Origin of the sequence: Arthrobacter sp. ERGS1:01, assembly GCF_001281315.1 — a bacterium.
In the GTDB taxonomy this organism is placed as follows: domain Bacteria; phylum Actinomycetota; class Actinomycetes; order Actinomycetales; family Micrococcaceae; genus Specibacter.
The window spans coordinates 717,766-735,526 of the sequence record NZ_CP012479.1 but is presented as its reverse complement, the minus strand read 5'-3'; the positions used below and the strand labels follow the sequence as shown (position 1 = coordinate 735,526).

Annotated in this window: 17 protein-coding genes and 1 pseudogene; 5 read left to right on the top strand and 13 right to left on the bottom strand. The window is 67.2% G+C overall.

The window, feature by feature from the left end; translation table 11 throughout:
• Positions 1–21: 21 nt before the first annotated feature.
• Positions 22–1,236: a 1-deoxy-D-xylulose-5-phosphate reductoisomerase gene (dxr, locus tag AL755_RS07180; protein WP_054010415.1), complete on the bottom strand. Its 1,215-nt coding sequence runs from the start codon at positions 1,234–1,236 to the stop codon at positions 22–24.
• A gap of 116 nt (positions 1,237–1,352) precedes the next feature.
• Positions 1,353–1,832: a MarR family winged helix-turn-helix transcriptional regulator gene (locus AL755_RS07175; RefSeq protein WP_237762622.1), complete on the bottom strand. Its 480-nt coding sequence runs from the start codon at positions 1,830–1,832 to the stop codon at positions 1,353–1,355.
• Positions 1,833–1,948: 116 nt separating this feature from the next.
• Between AL755_RS07175 and AL755_RS07170 the strand changes: the two genes are divergently transcribed.
• Positions 1,949–2,524 carry an NADPH-dependent FMN reductase gene (locus AL755_RS07170; protein ID WP_054010414.1) on the top strand — a complete coding sequence of 192 codons (576 nt, stop codon included), beginning with the start codon at positions 1,949–1,951 and terminating at the stop codon, positions 2,522–2,524.
• Between the two features lie 179 nt (positions 2,525–2,703).
• On the opposite strand, the gene AL755_RS07165 is transcribed toward AL755_RS07170, so the two are convergent.
• The 7 genes from AL755_RS07165 to AL755_RS07135 form a co-directional block, all read right to left on the bottom strand.
• Positions 2,704–3,546 (bottom strand): HpcH/HpaI aldolase/citrate lyase family protein, encoded by an 843-nt coding sequence (locus AL755_RS07165; protein WP_054010413.1) that lies wholly within the window; start codon positions 3,544–3,546, stop codon positions 2,704–2,706.
• A gap of 55 nt (positions 3,547–3,601) precedes the next feature.
• Entirely contained in the window at positions 3,602–4,156 is a 555-nt protein-coding gene (locus AL755_RS07160; protein ID WP_082368992.1) for a MaoC family dehydratase, read from the bottom strand.
• A complete protein-coding gene (locus tag AL755_RS07155) occupies positions 4,153–4,806 on the bottom strand; it encodes a CoA transferase subunit B (protein WP_054010411.1) in 654 nt (217 codons plus the stop codon). The genes AL755_RS07160 and AL755_RS07155 overlap by 4 nt, the downstream gene beginning before the upstream one ends.
• Before the next feature lie 2 nt (positions 4,807–4,808).
• Complete coding sequence (locus tag AL755_RS07150) at positions 4,809–5,615, bottom strand: CoA transferase subunit A (protein ID WP_054010410.1); 807 nt, start codon at positions 5,613–5,615, stop codon at positions 4,809–4,811.
• Between the two features lie 187 nt (positions 5,616–5,802).
• Entirely contained in the window at positions 5,803–6,966 is a 1,164-nt protein-coding gene (locus AL755_RS07145; protein ID WP_054010409.1) for an acyl-CoA dehydrogenase family protein, read from the bottom strand.
• A 1-nt stretch (position 6,967) separates the two neighbouring features.
• Complete coding sequence (locus AL755_RS07140; RefSeq protein ID WP_054010408.1) at positions 6,968–9,106, bottom strand: acetyl/propionyl/methylcrotonyl-CoA carboxylase subunit alpha; 2,139 nt, start codon at positions 9,104–9,106, stop codon at positions 6,968–6,970.
• A 7-nt stretch (positions 9,107–9,113) separates the two neighbouring features.
• A complete protein-coding gene (locus AL755_RS07135; protein WP_054010407.1) occupies positions 9,114–10,721 on the bottom strand; it encodes a carboxyl transferase domain-containing protein in 1,608 nt (535 codons plus the stop codon).
• Positions 10,722–10,861: 140 nt separating this feature from the next.
• On the opposite strand from AL755_RS07135, the gene AL755_RS07130 reads away from it, so the two are divergent.
• Complete coding sequence (locus AL755_RS07130; protein ID WP_054010406.1) at positions 10,862–11,464, top strand: SACE_7040 family transcriptional regulator; 603 nt, start codon at positions 10,862–10,864, stop codon at positions 11,462–11,464.
• Positions 11,465–11,618: 154 nt separating this feature from the next.
• Here AL755_RS07130 and AL755_RS07125 read toward each other — a convergent pair whose 3' ends face one another.
• From AL755_RS07125 to pdhA, 4 genes and pseudogenes are all read right to left on the bottom strand, one after another.
• Positions 11,619–11,987 carry an SPW repeat protein gene (locus AL755_RS07125; RefSeq protein WP_054010405.1) on the bottom strand — a complete coding sequence of 123 codons (369 nt, stop codon included), beginning with the start codon at positions 11,985–11,987 and terminating at the stop codon, positions 11,619–11,621.
• A gap of 118 nt (positions 11,988–12,105) precedes the next feature.
• Positions 12,106–13,585 (bottom strand): annotated as a pseudogene (locus tag AL755_RS23980) (dihydrolipoamide acetyltransferase family protein).
• A gap of 5 nt (positions 13,586–13,590) precedes the next feature.
• On the bottom strand, positions 13,591–14,601 hold the full coding sequence (locus AL755_RS07115) for an alpha-ketoacid dehydrogenase subunit beta (protein ID WP_054010404.1): 1,011 nt from the start codon (positions 14,599–14,601) through the stop codon (positions 13,591–13,593).
• Complete coding sequence (gene pdhA, locus AL755_RS07110; protein ID WP_082368991.1) at positions 14,598–15,758, bottom strand: pyruvate dehydrogenase (acetyl-transferring) E1 component subunit alpha; 1,161 nt, start codon at positions 15,756–15,758, stop codon at positions 14,598–14,600. Before pdhA ends, AL755_RS07115 begins: the two co-directional genes overlap by 4 nt.
• Before the next feature lie 218 nt (positions 15,759–15,976).
• Here pdhA and AL755_RS07105 point away from each other — a divergent pair, with 218 nt between their 5' ends.
• The 3 genes from AL755_RS07105 (at position 15,977) to AL755_RS07095 (ending at position 17,734) form a co-directional block, all read left to right on the top strand.
• Positions 15,977–16,447, top strand: a complete 471-nt coding sequence (locus AL755_RS07105) for an Lrp/AsnC family transcriptional regulator (protein ID WP_054012920.1) — start codon at positions 15,977–15,979, stop codon at positions 16,445–16,447.
• Between the two features lie 118 nt (positions 16,448–16,565).
• Positions 16,566–16,973 (top strand): DUF4383 domain-containing protein, encoded by a 408-nt coding sequence (locus AL755_RS07100; protein WP_054012919.1) that lies wholly within the window; start codon positions 16,566–16,568, stop codon positions 16,971–16,973.
• A 116-nt stretch (positions 16,974–17,089) separates the two neighbouring features.
• On the top strand, positions 17,090–17,734 hold the full coding sequence (locus AL755_RS07095) for a hypothetical protein (protein ID WP_054010403.1): 645 nt from the start codon (positions 17,090–17,092) through the stop codon (positions 17,732–17,734).
• Positions 17,735–17,761: the final 27 nt, after the last annotated feature.

Below are 17,761 nucleotides of genomic sequence, written 5' to 3'. Positions count from 1 at the left end.
CTTCAAATTTACTCCCGCTGTTCAGCCCTTGGTGGCCAACAGTTGGTTGGTCCGTGCCCGTGCCCATTTTTCAGCATCCAACACCGACTCTAGCGTCAGCTCCGAAACGGGTGTGTGTTCGCTGAGAACTTCCGCAATGGTGTCCACAATGTCCAGGAAGGCGATCCGGCCGGCATGGAAGGCGTGGACGGCCTCCTCATTGGCGGCGTTGTAGACGGCCGGGCAGGTGCTGCCGCGCCGGGCGGCCTCCTTGGCCAGTTCGACGGCCGGGAAGGCCACGTTGTCCAGCGGCTCAAACGTCCAGGTGGCGGCCTTGGTCCAGTCGCACGGTACAGCGGCGCCGGGGACGCGCTCGGGCCAGCCCAGGCCAAGGGCAATCGGCAGGCGCATGTCCGGCGGCGAGCACTGGGCCAGCGTGGAGCCGTCGGTGAATTCCACCATGGAGTGAACCACCGATTGCGGGTGAACCACGGCCTCGATGCGCTCCAGCGGCACGTCGAAGAGCAGGTGGGCCTCGATGACCTCCAGGCCCTTGTTGACGAGGGTGGCGGAGTTGGTGGTGACCATGGGGCCCATGTCCCAGGTGGGGTGCTTGAGCGCCTGGGCGGGCGTGACGTCGGCGAGTTCGGCGCGGCTGCGGCCGCGGAAGGGCCCGCCGGAGGCTGTGACGATCAGCTTGTTGACCTCGTCTGCCGCGCCGGAGCGCAGGGCCTGGGCCAGGGCGGAGTGTTCAGAATCCACGGGCACCAGCTGTCCCGGGGAGGCTGCCTCCTTTACGAGCGCTCCGCCCACGATCAGCGATTCCTTGTTGGCCAGCGCCAAGATGGCCTCGGTGCCCAACGCCGCCAGCGTGGGCGCGAGCCCGATGGAACCGGTGATCGCATTCAGGACGACGTCGGCCGCATCGTCCGTGCCGGCGCCCCAGGCGGCAATCTTTGTCGAGGCATCGGGGCCGGACACGATCTCCGGCTCATAGTTCCCCATCCCGGCCGCGGCGGCGCGGGAGGCGATGAGCGCACGGAGGGATCCGGCGTCGCCCGCGGCAATGCCGACGGCCAGTGCACGGGTGCCAACGGCCTGCTCGGCGAGCAGTTCCAGGTTCCCGCCGCCGGCGCTCAGCGCCGTCACGGTAAAGCGCGGGGAACCGTCCGCCAGCGTGGCCCGTTCGACGACGTCAATGGCCTGGGTGCCCACGGAACCGGTGGAACCGAGAATGATCACTTTTCGATGCTGCATGCCCTCAAGTATTCCCCACCTGCTCCCCGGTGATCGAGCCTGTCGAGATCCTAGCACTTGTGGCCCGCGCCGTCGTGGGCCCGCGCCGGCGAACGAGACTGCGGAGCCGGCAGGGTCTACCAGAGGCCGCGGTCGATCGCGGCGGCCCGGATTTTGCGCAGGGTGTCGCGCATTTGCAGTTGCTCTTCCGGGGTGAGCGGGTCGAAGACGGTTTCCCGGACCATGGTGACGTGGCCGGGGGCGGTGGCACGGACGACGTCCCACCCCGCGGGGGTCAGCGAGATTTCCTGGCCGCGGCCGTCGCAGCTTGCGGCGCAACGTTCCAGCAGACCTTTGGCCTCCATGCGCCGCAGCAGGTGGGATACCCGCGATTTTTCCCAGTCGAGCATGCGGGCCAGGTCGCCGGACCGGACACCCTCGGGCGGGGCCTCGGACACGGCCGCCAGGACGCCGTACTCCCCCCCGGACATGCCGGCGTCCTGGTTGAGCTGGCGGTCGACGGCGCGCGGCAACCCGCTGACAAAGTCTCGCAACTCAAGCCAGATGGTCTGCTCGTCGGCGTCGAGCCAGCGGGGATCGTTCATGGCGTTCTTCACACTTCTTCATTCAGTAGTTGACATGTCAATCATCTCGCGTCAAGATGGAAACAACAAGTTTAGTTGACACGTCATCAACTTCGATGGCGGGTCGTGTACCCCAAGGAGACACAGCAATGACCAAGATCGCCATCGTCACCGGTTCCACCCGCCCCGGCCGCAACAACCACGGCGTGGCCGAGTGGGTTCTGGCCCAGGCCCAGCTCCGCGGCGACGCGGACTACGAACTCGTTGACATTGCCGACTTCAACCTGCCGGTTCTGGACGAAGCCTACCCGGCCGGTTACCAGAACTACCAGAACGACCACACGAAGGTCTGGGCCGCAAAGATGGCCGAGTTCGACGGCTACGTCTTCATCACCGGCGAGTACAACCACTCCGTCCAGCCGGCCCTGGCCAACGCGATCTCCTACTTGAACGTGGAGTTCAACAACAAGGCCGCCGGCATGGTGGGCTACGGTTCCGCATTCGGCGCCCGCGCCGTCGAGCACCTGCGCGGCATCCTCTCCGAGCTGCAGGTTGCCCACGTGCAGAAGACGGGCATGTTCTCCCTGTTCACCGACTTCGAGAACTTCTCCACCTTCAAGCCGACCGAACTGCAGGCCGCCTCCGTGACCCCCATGCTCGACCAGCTGGTCTCCTGGACCCGCGCCCTGAAGAGCGTGCGCGAAGAAGCCCTCGCCGCCGTCTAAGCGCCACCCCTCAACGCTGTATCACTTTTGGTGAGCTTTTCCCGGACGCGGTATCACTTTTGGTGCAGTTCAACGGAACGCGGTATCACCCGTGTCACCCGTGTCACCAATGACGGAACGCCCTCTCACTCAGTGAGAGGGCGTTCCGCTTTAACGTGCCAAAAGTGATACGGCGTCGGTCAGGGGGCGGCGCGGCGGAGGGTTTCCCTTGCGTGTTGCAGGATGGGGCCATCCACCATCTGGCCCTTGAACGCGAACACCCCGGTGCCGGCGTCGTCGGCCGCCGCCAGGAGCTCCGTGGCGTCGGCGATCTCGGTCTCGCTGGGCCGGTAGGCGCGCCGGACCACGGCCACCTGGTTCGGATGGATGCACGCCTTGACGGCAAAGCCGCTCGCCACGGCGTCCGCCGTCTCCGCTGCAAGGCCTTCGAGATCCGGGATGTCGGCATAGATGGAATCGATGGCGGTCTTGCCACAGGCCCCGGCGGCGAGCAGCACGGAGGAGCGAGCATGCATGGCCACGGCCCGGTAGCTGCCGTCGTCGTGCCGGCTGGACGTTCCGCCAAGGGACGCGACCAGGTCCTCGGCACCCCACATCAGCGCCACGACGTTGTCGAGCCGGGCCAGCGAAGGCGCCGCCAAAATGCCCGCAGCCGATTCGCACAGGGCCACGACATTGAAGTCTGCGAGCGCGGCAACGGCGGCGGGATCTTCGGCCTTGGCCACCATGATGGTCCGGTAGCTGGTGCGGGCCAATGCCGCGAGGTCGAGGCGGCTGTCCTCGGTGGACAGGGCGTTGATCCGCACGATGGTGCTTGCCGGGTCCAGCGGGTTGTTGGCCAGGTGCTCGCGGGCCGCGGCCTTTGCGTCCGGGGCCACGGCATCCTCGAGGTCGAGGATGACGGCGTCGGACCGTTCGGCCGCCTTGCCGTAGCGTTCGGGCCTGTCGGCCGGGGCGAAGAGCAGGGCCGGGCCCATGGCGAAACGGCGGTCAACGGGGCGGCCGGTTTCGGCTCCGGTCATGGAAAGCTCCTTGGGAAACCGGGCGCCCGCAGATGGCGCGCCCGTGGCAGTTGGGTTAGTCGTTGGCGGGGTCAAGCCACATCAGCACGGTCCGGCTCGCGGTTCCGACAATGACGCCGTCCTGGTTCCGGCCCGTGTGAACCATGGTCACAATACCCTGCCCCGGCCGCGACGAGGAGAGCCGCTTGCCGGTCACCACGGTTTCCGTATACAGCGTGTCCCCGTGGTACATGGGGTGCGGGAAGGAAATGTCCGTCATCCCAAGCTGGGCCACGATGGTCCCCTGCGTCAGCTGCGTGACCGACTGCCCCACCATGGTGGAGAGCGTGAGCATCGAATTCACGAGCCGTTGCCCAAACGGTTGTTCGGCACTCCACGCGGCATCGAGGTGCAGTGCCTGGGTGTTCATGGTCAAGGTGGTGAACAGGACGTTGTCCGCCTCCGTCAGGGTGCGCCCGGGCCGGTGTTGATAGACGACGCCGGCCTCCAGTTCCCCGAAATACAAGCCTCTCTGCGTGACCACCCTGGTTTCGAAAGGCGGGGTCTCGACAGACTCGGTCTCGGCAGGCTCGACCACCGGGGGGCGGGACCCCTGTTCCTTCTCACTCATACGTTGTCCACATCGTGCATCTCCAGGTTCAGGGGGGCGCCCGTGGCGGCCACGATTTCTTCGACGCTGACGCCGGGCGCCAGCTCCTTCAGGACCAGCCCGTCGGGGCTGACCTCGATGACGGCCAGATCGGTGACGATCAAGTCAACACATCCCTTGCCGGTCAGGGGCAGGGTGCAGTCCTTGAGAATCTTGGGGTTGCCGTCCCTGTCCGTGTGTTCCATCATGACGATGAGCTTCTTGGCACCGAACACCAGGTCCATGGCCCCGCCCATGCCCTTGACCATTTTGCCGGGGATCATCCAATTCGCGAGGTCGCCGTTCTCGGCCACCTGCATGGCGCCGAGCACGGCCACATCCACGTGGCCGCCGCGCACCATGCCAAAGGACAATGCCGAATCAAAGAACGCCGCCCCCTTGTTGACGGTCACCGTTTCCTTTCCGGCGTTGATCAGGTCGGGATCGACGTCGGCCTCCAGCGGGTAGGGGCCCGTGCCCAGGATCCCATTCTCCGAATGGAGCACCACCTCCACCCCGGCAGGGATGAAGTTCGGGATCAGCGTGGGCATGCCGATTCCCAGGTTCACGTACTGGCCGTTGTGCAGCTCCTGTGCCACCCGGGCAGCGAGTTCGTTGCGTGTCAGTGCCATGGTCAGGCCTCCTTCGTCTGGGCCGGGACAGGGGTCTCGACAGGCTCGACCACCGTGACGGTCCGCTTTTCGATGCGCTTCTCGCTGCCGGGGGAACCGGCCGGGACATGGACCACGCGCTGGACGAAGATCCCGGGGACGTGGACGTGTTCGGGGTCCAGCTCGCCCGGTTCGACGAGCTCCTCGATCTCGGCAATCGTGATCTTTCCGGCCATGGCGCACAGCGGGTTGAAGTTCATGGCGGTGGCATGGAAGACCAGGTTGCCGTGGCGGTCTCCCTTCCAGGCATGGACCAGGGCGAAGTCGGGGGTCAGGGACTCCTCGAGCACGTAGTCGGCACCGTTGAACGTGCGCACCTCTTTGGGCGGGGAGGCAATCGCGACGCCGCCGTCGCCGTCGTACTTGCGGGGCAGGCCGCCCTCGCTGACCTGGGTACCCACGCCGGCCGCGGTGTAGAAGGCCGGGATGCCGGCGCCTCCGGCACGCAGCTTCTCGGCCAGGGTGCCCTGCGGGGTCAGCTCGACCTCGAGCTCGCCGGCCAGGAATTGGCGGGCAAACTCCTTGTTCTCGCCCACGTAGGAGGAGACGGTGCGCCGGATGCGGCCGTCCCGCAGGAGGATGCCCAGCCCCCAGTCGTCCACGCCGCAGTTATTGGAGATGGTTTCCAACTCCGCGGTGCCGGCGTCGTGCAGGGCCTGGATCAGGGCGACGGGGATCCCGCACAGCCCGAACCCGCCCACGGCCAGGGACGCGCCCCGGTGAATGTCGTGGACTGCCTCCGCGGCCGAGCCCACTACCTTGTTGATCATCCTTGATCCTTTCCTGCGTAGTTGCGGCGGCTCAAAGTCCGACGGCGGGCTTCCGGCCTAGGTCTCGACAGGCTCGACCACCGGTGGCGTACTGGTATTTCCGTAGGCCGCGTAAAGGAGACTGTAAGGCCGCCCGCGGCCGTCGGTCGGATAGCGGCCGAGGGAATGCCGGTCCGCCACCGGTTCCTCACAAGCCGAGTTCGCGGGCGATGAGCATGAGCTGGACTTCCGTGGTGCCCTCCCCGATCTCCAGGATCTTCGAATCCCGGTAGTGCCGGGCCACCGGGAATTCGTTGATGAACCCGTAGCCGCCGAAGATCTGGGTGGCGTCCCGGGCGTTGTCCATGGCGGCCTCGCTTGCGACCATCTTAGCGATGGCGGCCTCGGTCTTGAATGGTTTGCCGGCCAGCATCCGGGCGGCGGCGTCGTAGTAGGCCAGCCGGGCCGTGTGGGCGCGCGTTTGCATGCGGGCGATCTTGAAGGAGATGCCCTGGTAATGGCCAATCGCGTGGCCAAAGGCGTGGCGCTCCTTGGCGTAGCGGACGGATTCGTCGACGCAACCCTGCGCCGTGCCCGTGGCGAGCGCTGCAATTGCGATGCGACCCTCGTCCAGGATGGAGAGGAAGTTCGCGTACCCGCGCCCGCGGACGCCGATCAGGTTTTCCTCAGGCACGTGCACGTCGATCAGGGTCAGCGGGTGGGTGTCGGAGGCGTTCCAGCCGACCTTGTTGTACGGTTTTTCCACCGTGAATCCGGGCGTGCCGTTGGGCACCAGGATCGTGGAGATTTCCTTTTTGATGGAGCCGTTGGCCCGTTCCGAGGTTCCGGTGACGGCCGTGACGGTCACGAACTTGGTGATGGACGTGCCGGAGTTGGTGATGAACTGCTTGTGCCCGTCCAGGATCCATTCCCCGCCTTCAAGCCGGGCCTTGGTGGTGGTGCCGCCGGCGTCGGATCCGGCGTCGGGCTCGGTCAGGCCAAAGCCTGCGAGCGCCTCACCCGCGGCGAGGGAGGGCAGCCATTGCTGCTTCTGCGCCTCCGTGCCGAAGCGGTAGACGGGCATGGCCCCCAGTGACACGCCCGCCTCGAGCGTGATCGCGACGGATTGGTCCACCCGGCCCAGCTGTTCCAGTGCGAGGGCCAGGGCGAAGTAGTCCCCGCCCATGCCGCCGTATTCCTCGGGGAAGGGCAGCCCAAACAGGCCCATCTCCCCCATCTGGGCCACTATTTCGTAGGGAAAGCTGTGGTCTTCGTCGTGCTTGGCCGACGCCGGCGCCACCACGTGGTCGGCAAAGTCGCGGACGGTGTCGCTGAGGTCCTGGTACTCGTCGCTGAGTTCAAAATTTGGCACGTTATTCCCCTTCAGGAGTTGCTGCTTCGATGGTCGCGACGATCTGGTCCGCCTTGACCACGCTGCCGACTGTGACGTTGATATGGACGGTGCCGGCCAGGGCGGCGGTGAGTTGGTGCTCCATCTTCATGGCTTCCACGGCCATCAGCACGGTGCCCGCCTCCACGTGGTCGCCGGTGGCCGCGTTGACGGCGGTGACGGTTCCCGGCATGGGGCTGCGCAACTGGGGGTCCGCGGCGTGCTCCTCCTGGTCGAGGCCGGCCAGCAAGCGCGCCGTGACGTCGTCACGGGACAGCAGTGGCACGCGGCCACTCCAACCGCCGCTGCCCAGCACCACGGCGCCATCCACCCGGGCCACCGCGTACTGCCGGGGTTCCCCGTCCCACACCAGCTCCACCCGGTTGCCCGCCCCGGTGAGCCATGCCTGGTGTTCGGCTCCGTTGACGCGCACGACGCCGGCGCCTTCAGTCCCGCCGACCGTCACCACCCCGGTGCGGTCAGTCCCGGCGCAGACCACCCGCCAGGGCGCGGAATCCCCGAGCCGCCACCCGTCGGTGCGGGCCCACGGGGTCTCGACAAGCTCGACCACCGGCTCCGGGCTGGTGTTTCCGTAGGTCGCGTCAAGGAGACCGTAAGGCCGCCCGCGGCCGTCGGTGCGGGCCCACGGGGTCTCGACAAGCTCGACCACCGACCGAGACCACAGCGCCGCGGCCGCATATTCGGCCGCGCCGAGTTGGCGGAAGGACAGCTCGGGAAGTTTGCGTTCGATCAGGTTGGTGTCGAGGCGCCCGGCCCGCACATCGGCATCCGCCAAGAGCAGGCGCAGGTATTCGACGTTGGTGGGCACGCCCAGCACCACGTAGTCGCGCAGTGCCGCGTCGAGCCGGTCCAGGGCCTGCGCCCGGTCCGGGCCCCAGGCGATGACCTTGGCCAGCATGGGGTCGTAGTTGGCGGAGATTTCCAGGCCCGGCAGCAGCGAGCTGTCCACCCGGACGCCGGGGCGGTTGGCCACGGATTCATCGAGCACCGCGACGGTGCCCGCCGACGGCAGGAACCCCTGGGCTGGGTTTTCCGCATACACGCGGGCCTCGACGGCGTGGCCGGTCAGTTCCACGTCGTCCTGCTCCACCGTCAGCGGCTCCCCCGCGGCAATGCGGAGCTGCCATTCCACGAGGTCCAGCACCTCCCCGCCGGCCCGAACCACCAGCTCGGTGACGGGGTGCTCCACCTGGAGGCGGGTGTTCATCTCCATGAAGAAGAACTCCTCCGGGTTGTCATTGGAGACGATGAACTCCACGGTGCCGGCCCCGGTGTAGTTGACGCTCGAGGCGGCCGCGCACGCGGCCGCTCCAATGCGGGCCCGGGTGGCGCCGTCGTCGGCCAGGGAGTCCAGCAGCGGCGACGGGGCCTCCTCGATGACTTTTTGGTGGCGGCGCTGGAGGGAGCATTCGCGTTCACCCAAATGGATCACGTGGCCAAAGTTGTCGCCCAGGATCTGCACCTCAATGTGGCGGGGCGTGGAGACCAGCCGTTCCAGGAACAGGGTGTCGTCGCCAAATGCGCCGGCGGCCACGCGGCGTGCCGTGGCCAGCGTGGCCGGGAGCTCGTCGGCGCCCCACACCACGTGCATGCCCTTGCCGCCGCCGCCGGCTGAGGGCTTGATCAGGACGGGGTAGCCGATGTTCCCGGCGGCAGCGATCAGGGCGGCGTCGCTGAGCCCGGGTTCGGAGATGCCGGGAACCACGGGGACGCCGGCGGCGGCCACATGGTTCTTGGAGCGGATCTTGTCCCCCATGACGTTCAGGGCCTCGACGTTGGGGCCGATGAACGTGATGCCTGCGTCCGCGAGCGCCCGGGCGAACGCCAGGTTTTCGGACAGGAAGCCGTACCCGGGATGCACGGCCTGTGCCCCGGTTTCCCGGCACGCGGCAAGGATGGCCGGGATGGAGAGATAGCTTTCGGCCGCGGCGGCGGGTCCGATGCACACGGCGGTGTCGGCCTCACGCACGTGGCGGGCCCCGGCGTCGGCCTCGGAATGCACGGCCACCGAGCGGATGCCCAGTGCGCGGAGGGTGCGGATCACGCGGCAGGCGATTTCGCCCCGGTTGGCCACCAGCACGGTGTCAAAAAGCGTAGTCATGGGTGGCTCACATTCTGAAGAGGCCGAAGGAGGTGTCCGGGAGGGGCGTCCGGGCGCAGATGTCCAGGGCCAGGCCCAGCACGGTCCGGGTGTCGGCGGGGTCGATCACGCCGTCGTCCCACAGCCGGGCGGTGGAGTAGTAGGGGCTGCCCTGGCCCTCATACTGGGCCTTGATGGGCGCCTTGAACGCGTCCTCGTCGGCGCCGGACCATTCCTCCCCGCGGCCCTCGAGCTGTTCGCGCTTGACCGTGGCCAGCACGGAGGACGCCTGGTTGCCGCCCATGACGGAGATGCGGGCGGCCGGCCACATCCACAGGAAGCGCGGGCCGTAGGCCCGCCCGCACATGGAGTAGTTGCCCGCCCCGAAGGAGCCGCCAATGACCACCGTCAGCTTTGGCACCCGGGCGGTGGCGACGGCCGTGACCATCTTGGCGCCATTTTTCGCGATGCCGCCGTGTTCGTAGTCCTTGCCCACCATGAAGCCGTTGAGGTTTTGCAGGAAAATCAGCGGGATGCCGCGTTGATCGCACAGTTCGATGAAGTGGGCGCCCTTGAGCGCGGATTCGCTGAACAGCACGCCGTTGTTGGCCACGATGCCCACGGGGTGTCCGTGCAGGGTGGCAAAGCCGGTGACGAGGGTGGTGCCGTAGTTCCTCTTGAACTCATGGAACCTGCTGCCGTCCACGAGCCGGGCGATCACCTCCCGCACGTCATACGGGGTGTTCAGGTCCGTGGGCACGGCACCATAGAGTTCCGCCGGGTCGGCAGCGGGTTCGACGCCGTTGCTTACGTCCCACGCCGGCGCCGGGTTGGGCGGCAGCGTGGCCACGATGTCGCGGACGATCTGCAGGGCGTGTTCGTCGTTTTCGGCCAGGTGGTCCGCCACCCCGGAGATGCGGGCGTGGACGTCGCCGCCGCCAAGTTCCTCGGCCGTCACGATCTCGCCAATGGCCGCCTTCACCAGCGGCGGCCCCCCCAGGAAGATGGTGCCCTGGTTGCGCACGATCACCGTCTCATCGCTCATGGCCGGCACATACGCGCCGCCCGCCGTGCAGGAGCCCATGACGGAGGCGATCTGCGGGATCTTCGCCGCGGACATCCTGGCCTGGTTGTAGAAGATCCGGCCAAAGTGCTCCTTGTCCGGGAACACCTCATCCTGCAGGGGCAGGAATGCGCCGCCGGAATCCACCAGGTAGATGCACGGCAGCCGGTTCTCCAGCGCGATCTCCTGGGCCCGCAGGTGCTTCTTGACGGTCATCGGGTAATAGGTGCCGCCCTTGACCGTGGCGTCGTTGGAGATCACCACCACGTGCCGGCCGTTCACCAGGCCAATGCCCGCGATGACCCCGGCCCCCGGGGACGCCCCGTCGTACATGCCGTTGGCGGCCAGCGGGGCAATCTCCAGGAACGGGCTGCCGACGTCGAGCAGGCGGTCCACCCGCTCACGCGGCAGCAGCTTCCCGCGCGCCACATGGCGTTCACGAGATTTTTCCGGCCCGCCCAGGGCTGCGGTACGCAACCGTCCGCGCAGTTCCGCCACCAGTTCCCGCTGCGCCGCGTCATTGCGGACAAACGCCTCGGATGATGGCTCCACGCGGCTTTGTAAGACCTCCATAGGCCGATCCGTCCATTCCCGGCCGCAAGGCCCCGCACCGGGGGCCTTATCTGCACCGAATTCGCATGCTAAGTTAATAGTCACTAACTGAGTTTCAGGTTAGACCGTGAACACTGTGATGTCTAGCACTAAGGGATGCCATGAGCGATCCGACCGCCACAACGCGAACCCGGGCCAAGGCCAACCGCCGCACGGTGCTGCTCGATGCCGCCGCGACCCTCTTTGCCCAACGCGGCTTCAACGGGGTCTCGATCGAGGAATTGGGCGCGGCCGCAGGAGTCAGCGGCCCGGCCGTCTACCGGCATTTCAGCGGCAAGCAGGCATTGCTGGGGGCCCTGCTGGTGGGTGTCAGCGAGGACCTGCTCACCGGTGGCCGCGCGGTTCTGGCCGCCGGGCACGACGACGCCGCCACCTTGCGGGAGCTGATCGCCTTCCACGTTGACTTTGCCCTGGCCGCACCGGACGTCATCCGGGTCCAGGACCGTGACCTGGATTCGCTCAACACTGAGGACCGCGGCAAGGTCCGTTCCCTGCAGCGCGGCTACGTGGAGCTGTGGGTTGAGGTTTTGGGCCGGCTGAACCCCGGCAAGGATGCGGCACTGCGCCGCTTCCAGGCCCACGCCGTCTTTGGCCTGATCAACTCCACCCCGCACAGCATGCACCTGCAGGGGCGCAGGCTGGGTACCGCCGTGGCCCGGCCGGCCCTGGAGTCCATGGCGTGGGCCGCAGTAGCGGGCGCCTGACCCCGGCCCGGGGCCCACGGGGCATTCCAGGGGCAGACAAGAAGCCGGAAAACAGTTGAGGCGGCTCCCACCGGGGAGCCGCCTCAACTGTGCAATCTTAACGGTGCAATCTCAACTGTGCACTGGATTCCGCGAGCGCACGGTGCCGGACTTTTTAGTGTGCGGGCACACCCTTGTCATGGCCAACCGTGTGCTGGTGCATGCTTGGCTGCACGGCCAGGACGGCCGCGATCACCGCCACGGCGCCTGCGATCCAGGACGTCCAGGCCGCGCCCATGTGTCCGGTGTATCCGGCCACCCAGGGCGAGATGAACAGCAGGGCCCCGAGGACCATCTGAACCCATTCCCCAACCGGTGTCCCGGGGCTCATGAGGTTCCACACGCCCGCCACAACCAGCAGCGCGCCGGCCCCAATCATCATGACCAAGGAACCCGTGGTGTGGGTCGTCCACATCGTTGATAGCGCGGCATAAAGACCGGCGATCACGGCGACATAATCCTGCCAGCGATTCCACTTCTTCATTGATACCAACCTCCTAAAAGGTTTCCCTTCAGTTGGCTCCCAAAGTGGGGGTCACTTCAAATATACGTCCGCTCCAACAGCGTTACCAGAGCACCCTACGTTGCAGTACGGACGCACTTTAGGACAGCGCCAGGGCCATGGCAGGATCGGCCATCACGGCGCCCACATCGGCCAAAAAGCGGGACCCTTGTTCGCCGTCGACCAGGCGGTGGTCAAAGGAAAGGCTCAGCGTCATGACCTGGCGCAGGGCAATCGTGCCCCGGTATTCCCAGGGGTGTTGCGCACCGCCCGAGGGCCAGGATGCCGGCCTCGCCCGGGTTCAGGATCGGCGTTCCGGCGTCAATTCCGAAGACGCCGATGTTGGTGATGGAGAACGTGCCCCCGGCCAGGTCGGCGGGCTGCGTCTTTCCGGACCGGGCCGTCGCGGACAGCTCCCCGAGCGCGGTGGCCAGCCCCTGCAGGCCAAGCCCCTGGGCGTCCTTGATATTGGGCACGATGAGCCCGCGCGGCGTGGCGGCGGCAATGCCAAGGTTGACGTAGTTCATCGTGACGATCTCGTTGTTGTCCCCGTCCCAGCGTGAATTCAGCGAAGGCTGGCGGCCAATCCCGATGCACACCGCCTTCGCCGCGAGGGTCAGCGGGGTCAGTTTCACGTCCGCGTATTCGCGCGACTGGCGCAGCCTGGCCAGGAATTCCATCCCCTCGGTGACATCCACGGTCAGGAATTCGGTGACGTGCGGGGCCGTGAAGGCGCTTTGCACCATGGCGGCGGCCGTGAACTTCCGGACCCCCTTGATGGGCGTGCGCACTTCCCGGGCACTGTCCGCCGGGACTGCCGCGGACGACGCCGCACCCGCCACCGCGCCAACGCCGGCCTGTGCACCGTTCCCGGCGGCACCCCCGGCAAAAGCAAGGACATCCTCGCGCACGATGAGCCCCCGCTCCCCCGACCCGCCAGATCCGTGAGGTCAACCCCAAATCCCGGGCGAGCTTCCGCACGGGAGGCGTGGACCGCGGCCGGTCCGCCTGCACCGTCGGAGCCTGCACCGGCACCGTGGTTGTGGTCGTGGAAGCGAACACCCGCTTCCGCCGCACCGGCCGTTTCCCAGTTTCAGGTTCCGCCCCATACCCGACAAGCGTGGGCACCCGCTTCGGCGCGGCGGAGCCAGCGGCCGTTGCCGGCTGATCGCCGGCGTAGGCCGCGATGGGGGGCTGGGAGTGGCTTCGGGCACCCGCGATGGGGCCCCGGCCACCGGGGTCCCCTGCCGAGCTTGCGAGGTTGGGGTGTGGCTGGGACGGGCGGGACCCCCATCGCGGCCGGAGCCGGCCTCAGCCGGCACCCCGCCTGAGGATGGCTCCTCCGCCAGGTCGAAGGCGATGATGACTTCGCCCACTTCGACGATGGTGCCGGGCTCGTGTGCGATTGCAGTGACGATGCCGGCGTAGGGCGAGGGGAGTTCGACGACGGCCTTGGCGGTCTCGACTTCGCCGAGAACCTGGTTGAGGGTGACGGTGTCGCCGACGGCCACATGCCAGCTGACGATCTCGGATTCGGTGAGGCCTTCGCCCAGGTCCGGCAGCTTGAATTCGGCGATCATGGTGGTCATCCTTCCAGCCCGGTGAGGGAGTTGGGGCGGCCGAGGGCGCGGTCCACGCCGTCGAGTATGCGGTCGAGGTCGGGCAGGTGGTGCTTTTCAAGCTTGGACGGCGGGTAGGGGATGTCGAATCCGGTGACCCGGACGGGGGCGGCTTCGAGGTAATTGAAGCAGCGTTCGGTCATGGCGGCGGCGATTTCCGCACCGAGCCCGAGGGTTTCGGAGGCTTCGTGGGTGATGATCAGCCGGCCGGTGCGGCGCACGGATTCTTCGAGGGTGCCGTAGTCGATGGGCGAGAGCGAACGAAGGTCGATCACTTCAAGGCTGATGCCGTCGTCGGCCGCGGCCCGTGCAGCGTCCAGGGCCGTGGCGACGAGGGGCCCGTAGCTGACCAGGGTGGCGTCGGTGCCGGCGGCGACCACGCGGGCGGCGCCCATGGCCGGCGCCAGGGACAGCTCGGCGTCGAGGTCCACCTCGCCCTTGCTGTGGTAGCGGCGCTTGGGTTCAAAGAACAGCACGGGGTCATCGCTCGCGATGGCCTGGCGCAGCATGGTGAAGGCGTCCTGCGGGTTGGAGGCACTGATGACGCGCAGGCCGGAGGTGTGCACAAAGTAGGCTTCGGGCGATTCGGAGTGGTGTTCGGGCGAGCCGATGCCGCCGCCGAAGGGCACGCGGATGGTCAGCGGCATGCGCACCTGGCCGTGCGTGCGCATGTGGAGTTTGGCGACCTGGGAGACGATTTGGTCGAAGCCCGGGTAGATGAAGCCGTCGAACTGGATCTCGCACACGGGCCGGTAGCCGCGGTAGGCAAGCCCGACGGCGGTGCCGATGATGGCGGATTCGGCCAGCGGGGTGTCGATGACCCGGTGCGCGCCGAAGTCCTTTTTCAGCCCGTCGGTGACCCGGAAGACGCCGCCGAGGGTGCCGATGTCCTCGCCCAGGAGCACCACCTTGGGGTCTGCCTCCATGGCCTTGCGGAGTCCGGCGTTGATGGCCTGTGTCAGTGTCAGCGTGCTCATGACCGGTTTCCTTCCAGGGTGGCGGTGTCGGAGGCTCCTGCGAAGCCGGCAAGGTAGCGGGCGTAGTGCTCGCGTTGCCGGTCGAGGATGGAGTGTTCGGAGGTGTAGACGTTGTCGAAGACCGTCATGGGGTCGGGATCGGGCATGTTGATGGTGCCCTCGCGCAGCTCGGCGGCCACGGCGTCGGCGCGGGCCGCAACGGCCGCTTCGCCGGCGTCGTCGAGCGCGCCGCGGCCAAGCAGGAATGCGCGCACCCGGGCGATGGGGTCTTTGGCTGCCCATTCCTCCAACTCGGTGACGCCGCGGTAGCGCGTGGGGTCATCGGCCGTGGTGTGCGGGCCCATGCGGTAGGTGACGGCCTCGATGAAGCTGGGGCCGGCGCCGCTGCGTGCACGGGCTGCGGCCCACCGGGTGGCGGCCAGCACGGCCAGGACGTCGTTGCCGTCGACGCGCAGGCCGGGGATGCCGTAGCCGGCGGCCCGGCCGGCGAGCGGCACGTGGGATTGCAGCCTCACGGGTTCGGAGATGGCCCAGTGGTTGTTTTGGCAAAAGAAGATCACGGGGGCCTGGAAACTGGCGGCGAAGACCATGGATTCGTGGACGTCGCCCTGGCTCGTGGCGCCGTCGCCGAGGTAGGCGATGGCCAGGGATTCCTTGCCGTCCATGGTCAGGCCCATGGCGTAGCCGGCGGCGTGCAGGGTTTGGGCGCCGATAATGATTTGCGGGGTGGCCATGTTGAATTCGTACGGGTCCCAGCCGGTGTTGGCGCTGCCGCGCCAGGTGCTCATGATCCCGGCCAGTTTGGCGCCGCGGCAGTACGCAACCCCGTTTTCGCGGTAGGTGGGGAAGATGAAGTCGTCCTTTTCGAGCGCCCGGACGGAGCCGATCTGCGCCGCCTCCTGGCCGAGCATGGGCGGCCAGAGGGCCAGCTGGCCCTGGCGTTGGAGGGCGGTGGCCTCGAAATCGATGCGCCGGATCACCACCATGTCCGAATAAAGGTCCAGGAGTTGTGCGTCGTCGACGTCGGCCACCAGGGGGGCCAGCAGTGCGTCGGTGACGGCCGTGCCGTCGGCGGCAATGAGTTGGTGGATGCCGGGTTGCGGTGAGTCCCCGGAGTTCGTTGCTGGATCCAGCACGATCTTTTCGCCTCCTTGCATAGTGCCGCGGGCGCCAGTCCCGCAGTTCCTTGGGCGGTGGCATGGTGTGGCCGCCGGCCCGCAAGCCGAGTGCGAAGATTGTTCGCGCGCGGCAGGGTGGCGTCGTTGCAACCCCTAACTGTGACCCTACTCACGGCATGCAGACGGTGCAATAACCCCGCCAAGAATTGAGCACCATGCCCTATTTTGCTCCCCGCCACCGTGCTATTCTGCGCATTATGCCTACTTTTGACGCCACCGACGCCCGCATCCTTCTAGCCATGGTGGAGGACCCCCGGCAAACTGTCGTGGCCATGGCCGCGGAGCTGGGTTTGTCCCGCAACACGGTGCAGGCCAGGATGGCATCGCTGGAAAAGCGGGCGGCGTTCTTGAACTTTGACCACAGGGTGAGCCCGGCGGCCCTGGGCTACCCCCTGACGGCCTTCATTTCCGTCCACGTGCAGCAACAAAAACTTGGCGCCCTGGCGTCGTCGCTGGCGGCGATCCCCGAGGTGGTGGAGGCCCACGGGCTCAGCGGCCGGGCGGACCTGCTGGTGCGGGTGGTCTCCACGGGTGCGGAGGATTTGTTCCGCATCAACGGCACCATCCTGGCGTGCGACGGCGTCGAGCGCACCGAGACGTCGCTGGCCATGAACGAACTGGTCCCGTTCCGGCTCACGCCCCTCCTGGAACGGGCCGTGAAGAAATAGTTCCGCGCTGTCCAATCCGCTTTCCTTTCGCCTCCGAATGCCTGGTATGGGTTCCTCTTGGACCCTTTTAGGACTGGGCGGAGGGGAATTTCCGCCCCAGGGAAAAGGAATGTTCATCATGCGCACATCACCGAATAAAATGCTCGCCACCATCTTCGGCGCCGTCTACCTGCTGGTCGGCCTCGTCGGCTTCTTCGTTACGAGCGGGGTGGGCTTCTTCGCCACCGAAGGCCGGAACCTGATCGTCTTCGAAGTGAACCCGCTCCACAACGTCATCCACCTGCTCATCGGTGCGGCACTGTTGGCCGCGGGCCTTCGCTCGGTTCCCGCCGCCAAGGCCACCAACTCCACCGTGGGTTCGGTCTACCTGCTGGTCGGCATCGTGGGACTGTTCCTGCCCGGAACGTCCCTGAACATCATCGCCCTCAACGGCGCCGACAACGTCCTGCACCTTGGCAGCGCGCTGGTGCTGCTGGCAGTGGGCATGTCCCAGGACCGCACGGCCGCCGCACGGGTAGTGGCTTAACCGTGACGGTCGCCCATCACCCAGGCGCCCCGCCCCTGACCGGGCGGGGCACTGCCCGTAAGGTTTCGACGGGAACACGAGCGAACGGCTCCCCCGTCGCACCGGGAAACGGTTACGTGCTTTCGTCGCTTTACGTCAGCCTGGCGTTGGTGGGCATTGCCGCCCTTGGCAGCGCCGCGGCGTCCAGCCTGATCCCGGGACTGGCGCAGGGGCCGCATCTGCATACGCCCCAACGTTGGAACTGGGAGGGCTGGCCCTGGGCGGGCGGCATTGCCGTGGCCCTTTTTGCAGTTGCCGCCCTGGCGTATGCCGTGGTTTCCTTCCGTGCCGGCCGCGTGCCGCGTCCCCGGATGGTGGTGCGGACCTTCGCGGTCGCCGTGGCGGTGCAGTTGGCGGCGCTGCTTGAGGGCGTATGGCGGTTCCCGGCGGATACCCGGACCTTTGATCTCACGCTTGCCTCATTGATTGTTCTTGAATTGTCAGTCATTGCGGTTCTTGGCTGGCAACGCACCAGTGCACAACGTTTACGTACACAGCGCGGCAGTTCACCCGCGGCTCCGCGGCGCGAACCGTCTGCGGCGGCCCTGATCGGCGTGCTTTTCGCCGCGTCGATCTTTGTTGCCGCGGTGGCGTCCGCGGGCATGGCCGCCTCCAGTGCCGGCGAGCTCGCGGTGCCCCACTCGGGTCATGGCGGCGGCGGTGGGGCTCCCGGGCTGCCGGGAAACCTGGTCCAACTGGAAAACTCGGGCCACCACCACTGACCGTTCGGCCCCGGCCCGCCTGCCCGC

What these genes read in the sequence shown, in the direction of transcription:
- AL755_RS07160 (WP_082368992.1), bottom strand. Translation starts at nt 4,156, where the DNA reads ATGAGTGAGAAGGAACAGGGGTCCCGCCCCCCGGTGGTCGAGCCTGCC.
- AL755_RS07170 (WP_054010414.1), top strand. Translation starts at nt 1,949, where the DNA reads ATGACCAAGATCGCCATCGTCACCGGTTCCACCCGCCCCGGCCGCAAC.
- AL755_RS07115 (WP_054010404.1), bottom strand. Translation starts at nt 14,601, where the DNA reads ATGAGCACGCTGACACTGACACAGGCCATCAACGCCGGACTCCGCAAG.
- AL755_RS07125 (WP_054010405.1), bottom strand. Translation starts at nt 11,987, where the DNA reads ATGAAGAAGTGGAATCGCTGGCAGGATTATGTCGCCGTGATCGCCGGT.
- AL755_RS07100 (WP_054012919.1), top strand. Translation starts at nt 16,566, where the DNA reads ATGCGCACATCACCGAATAAAATGCTCGCCACCATCTTCGGCGCCGTC.
- AL755_RS07135 (WP_054010407.1), bottom strand. Translation starts at nt 10,721, where the DNA reads ATGGAGGTCTTACAAAGCCGCGTGGAGCCATCATCCGAGGCGTTTGTC.
- AL755_RS07105 (WP_054012920.1), top strand. Translation starts at nt 15,977, where the DNA reads ATGCCTACTTTTGACGCCACCGACGCCCGCATCCTTCTAGCCATGGTG.
- AL755_RS07130 (WP_054010406.1), top strand. Translation starts at nt 10,862, where the DNA reads ATGAGCGATCCGACCGCCACAACGCGAACCCGGGCCAAGGCCAACCGC.
- dxr (WP_054010415.1), bottom strand. Translation starts at nt 1,236, where the DNA reads ATGCAGCATCGAAAAGTGATCATTCTCGGTTCCACCGGTTCCGTGGGC.
- pdhA (WP_082368991.1), bottom strand. Translation starts at nt 15,758, where the DNA reads ATGCAAGGAGGCGAAAAGATCGTGCTGGATCCAGCAACGAACTCCGGG.
- AL755_RS07155 (WP_054010411.1), bottom strand. Translation starts at nt 4,806, where the DNA reads ATGGCACTGACACGCAACGAACTCGCTGCCCGGGTGGCACAGGAGCTG.
- AL755_RS07165 (WP_054010413.1), bottom strand. Translation starts at nt 3,546, where the DNA reads ATGACCGGAGCCGAAACCGGCCGCCCCGTTGACCGCCGTTTCGCCATG.
- AL755_RS07150 (WP_054010410.1), bottom strand. Translation starts at nt 5,615, where the DNA reads ATGATCAACAAGGTAGTGGGCTCGGCCGCGGAGGCAGTCCACGACATT.
- AL755_RS07140 (WP_054010408.1), bottom strand. Translation starts at nt 9,106, where the DNA reads ATGACTACGCTTTTTGACACCGTGCTGGTGGCCAACCGGGGCGAAATC.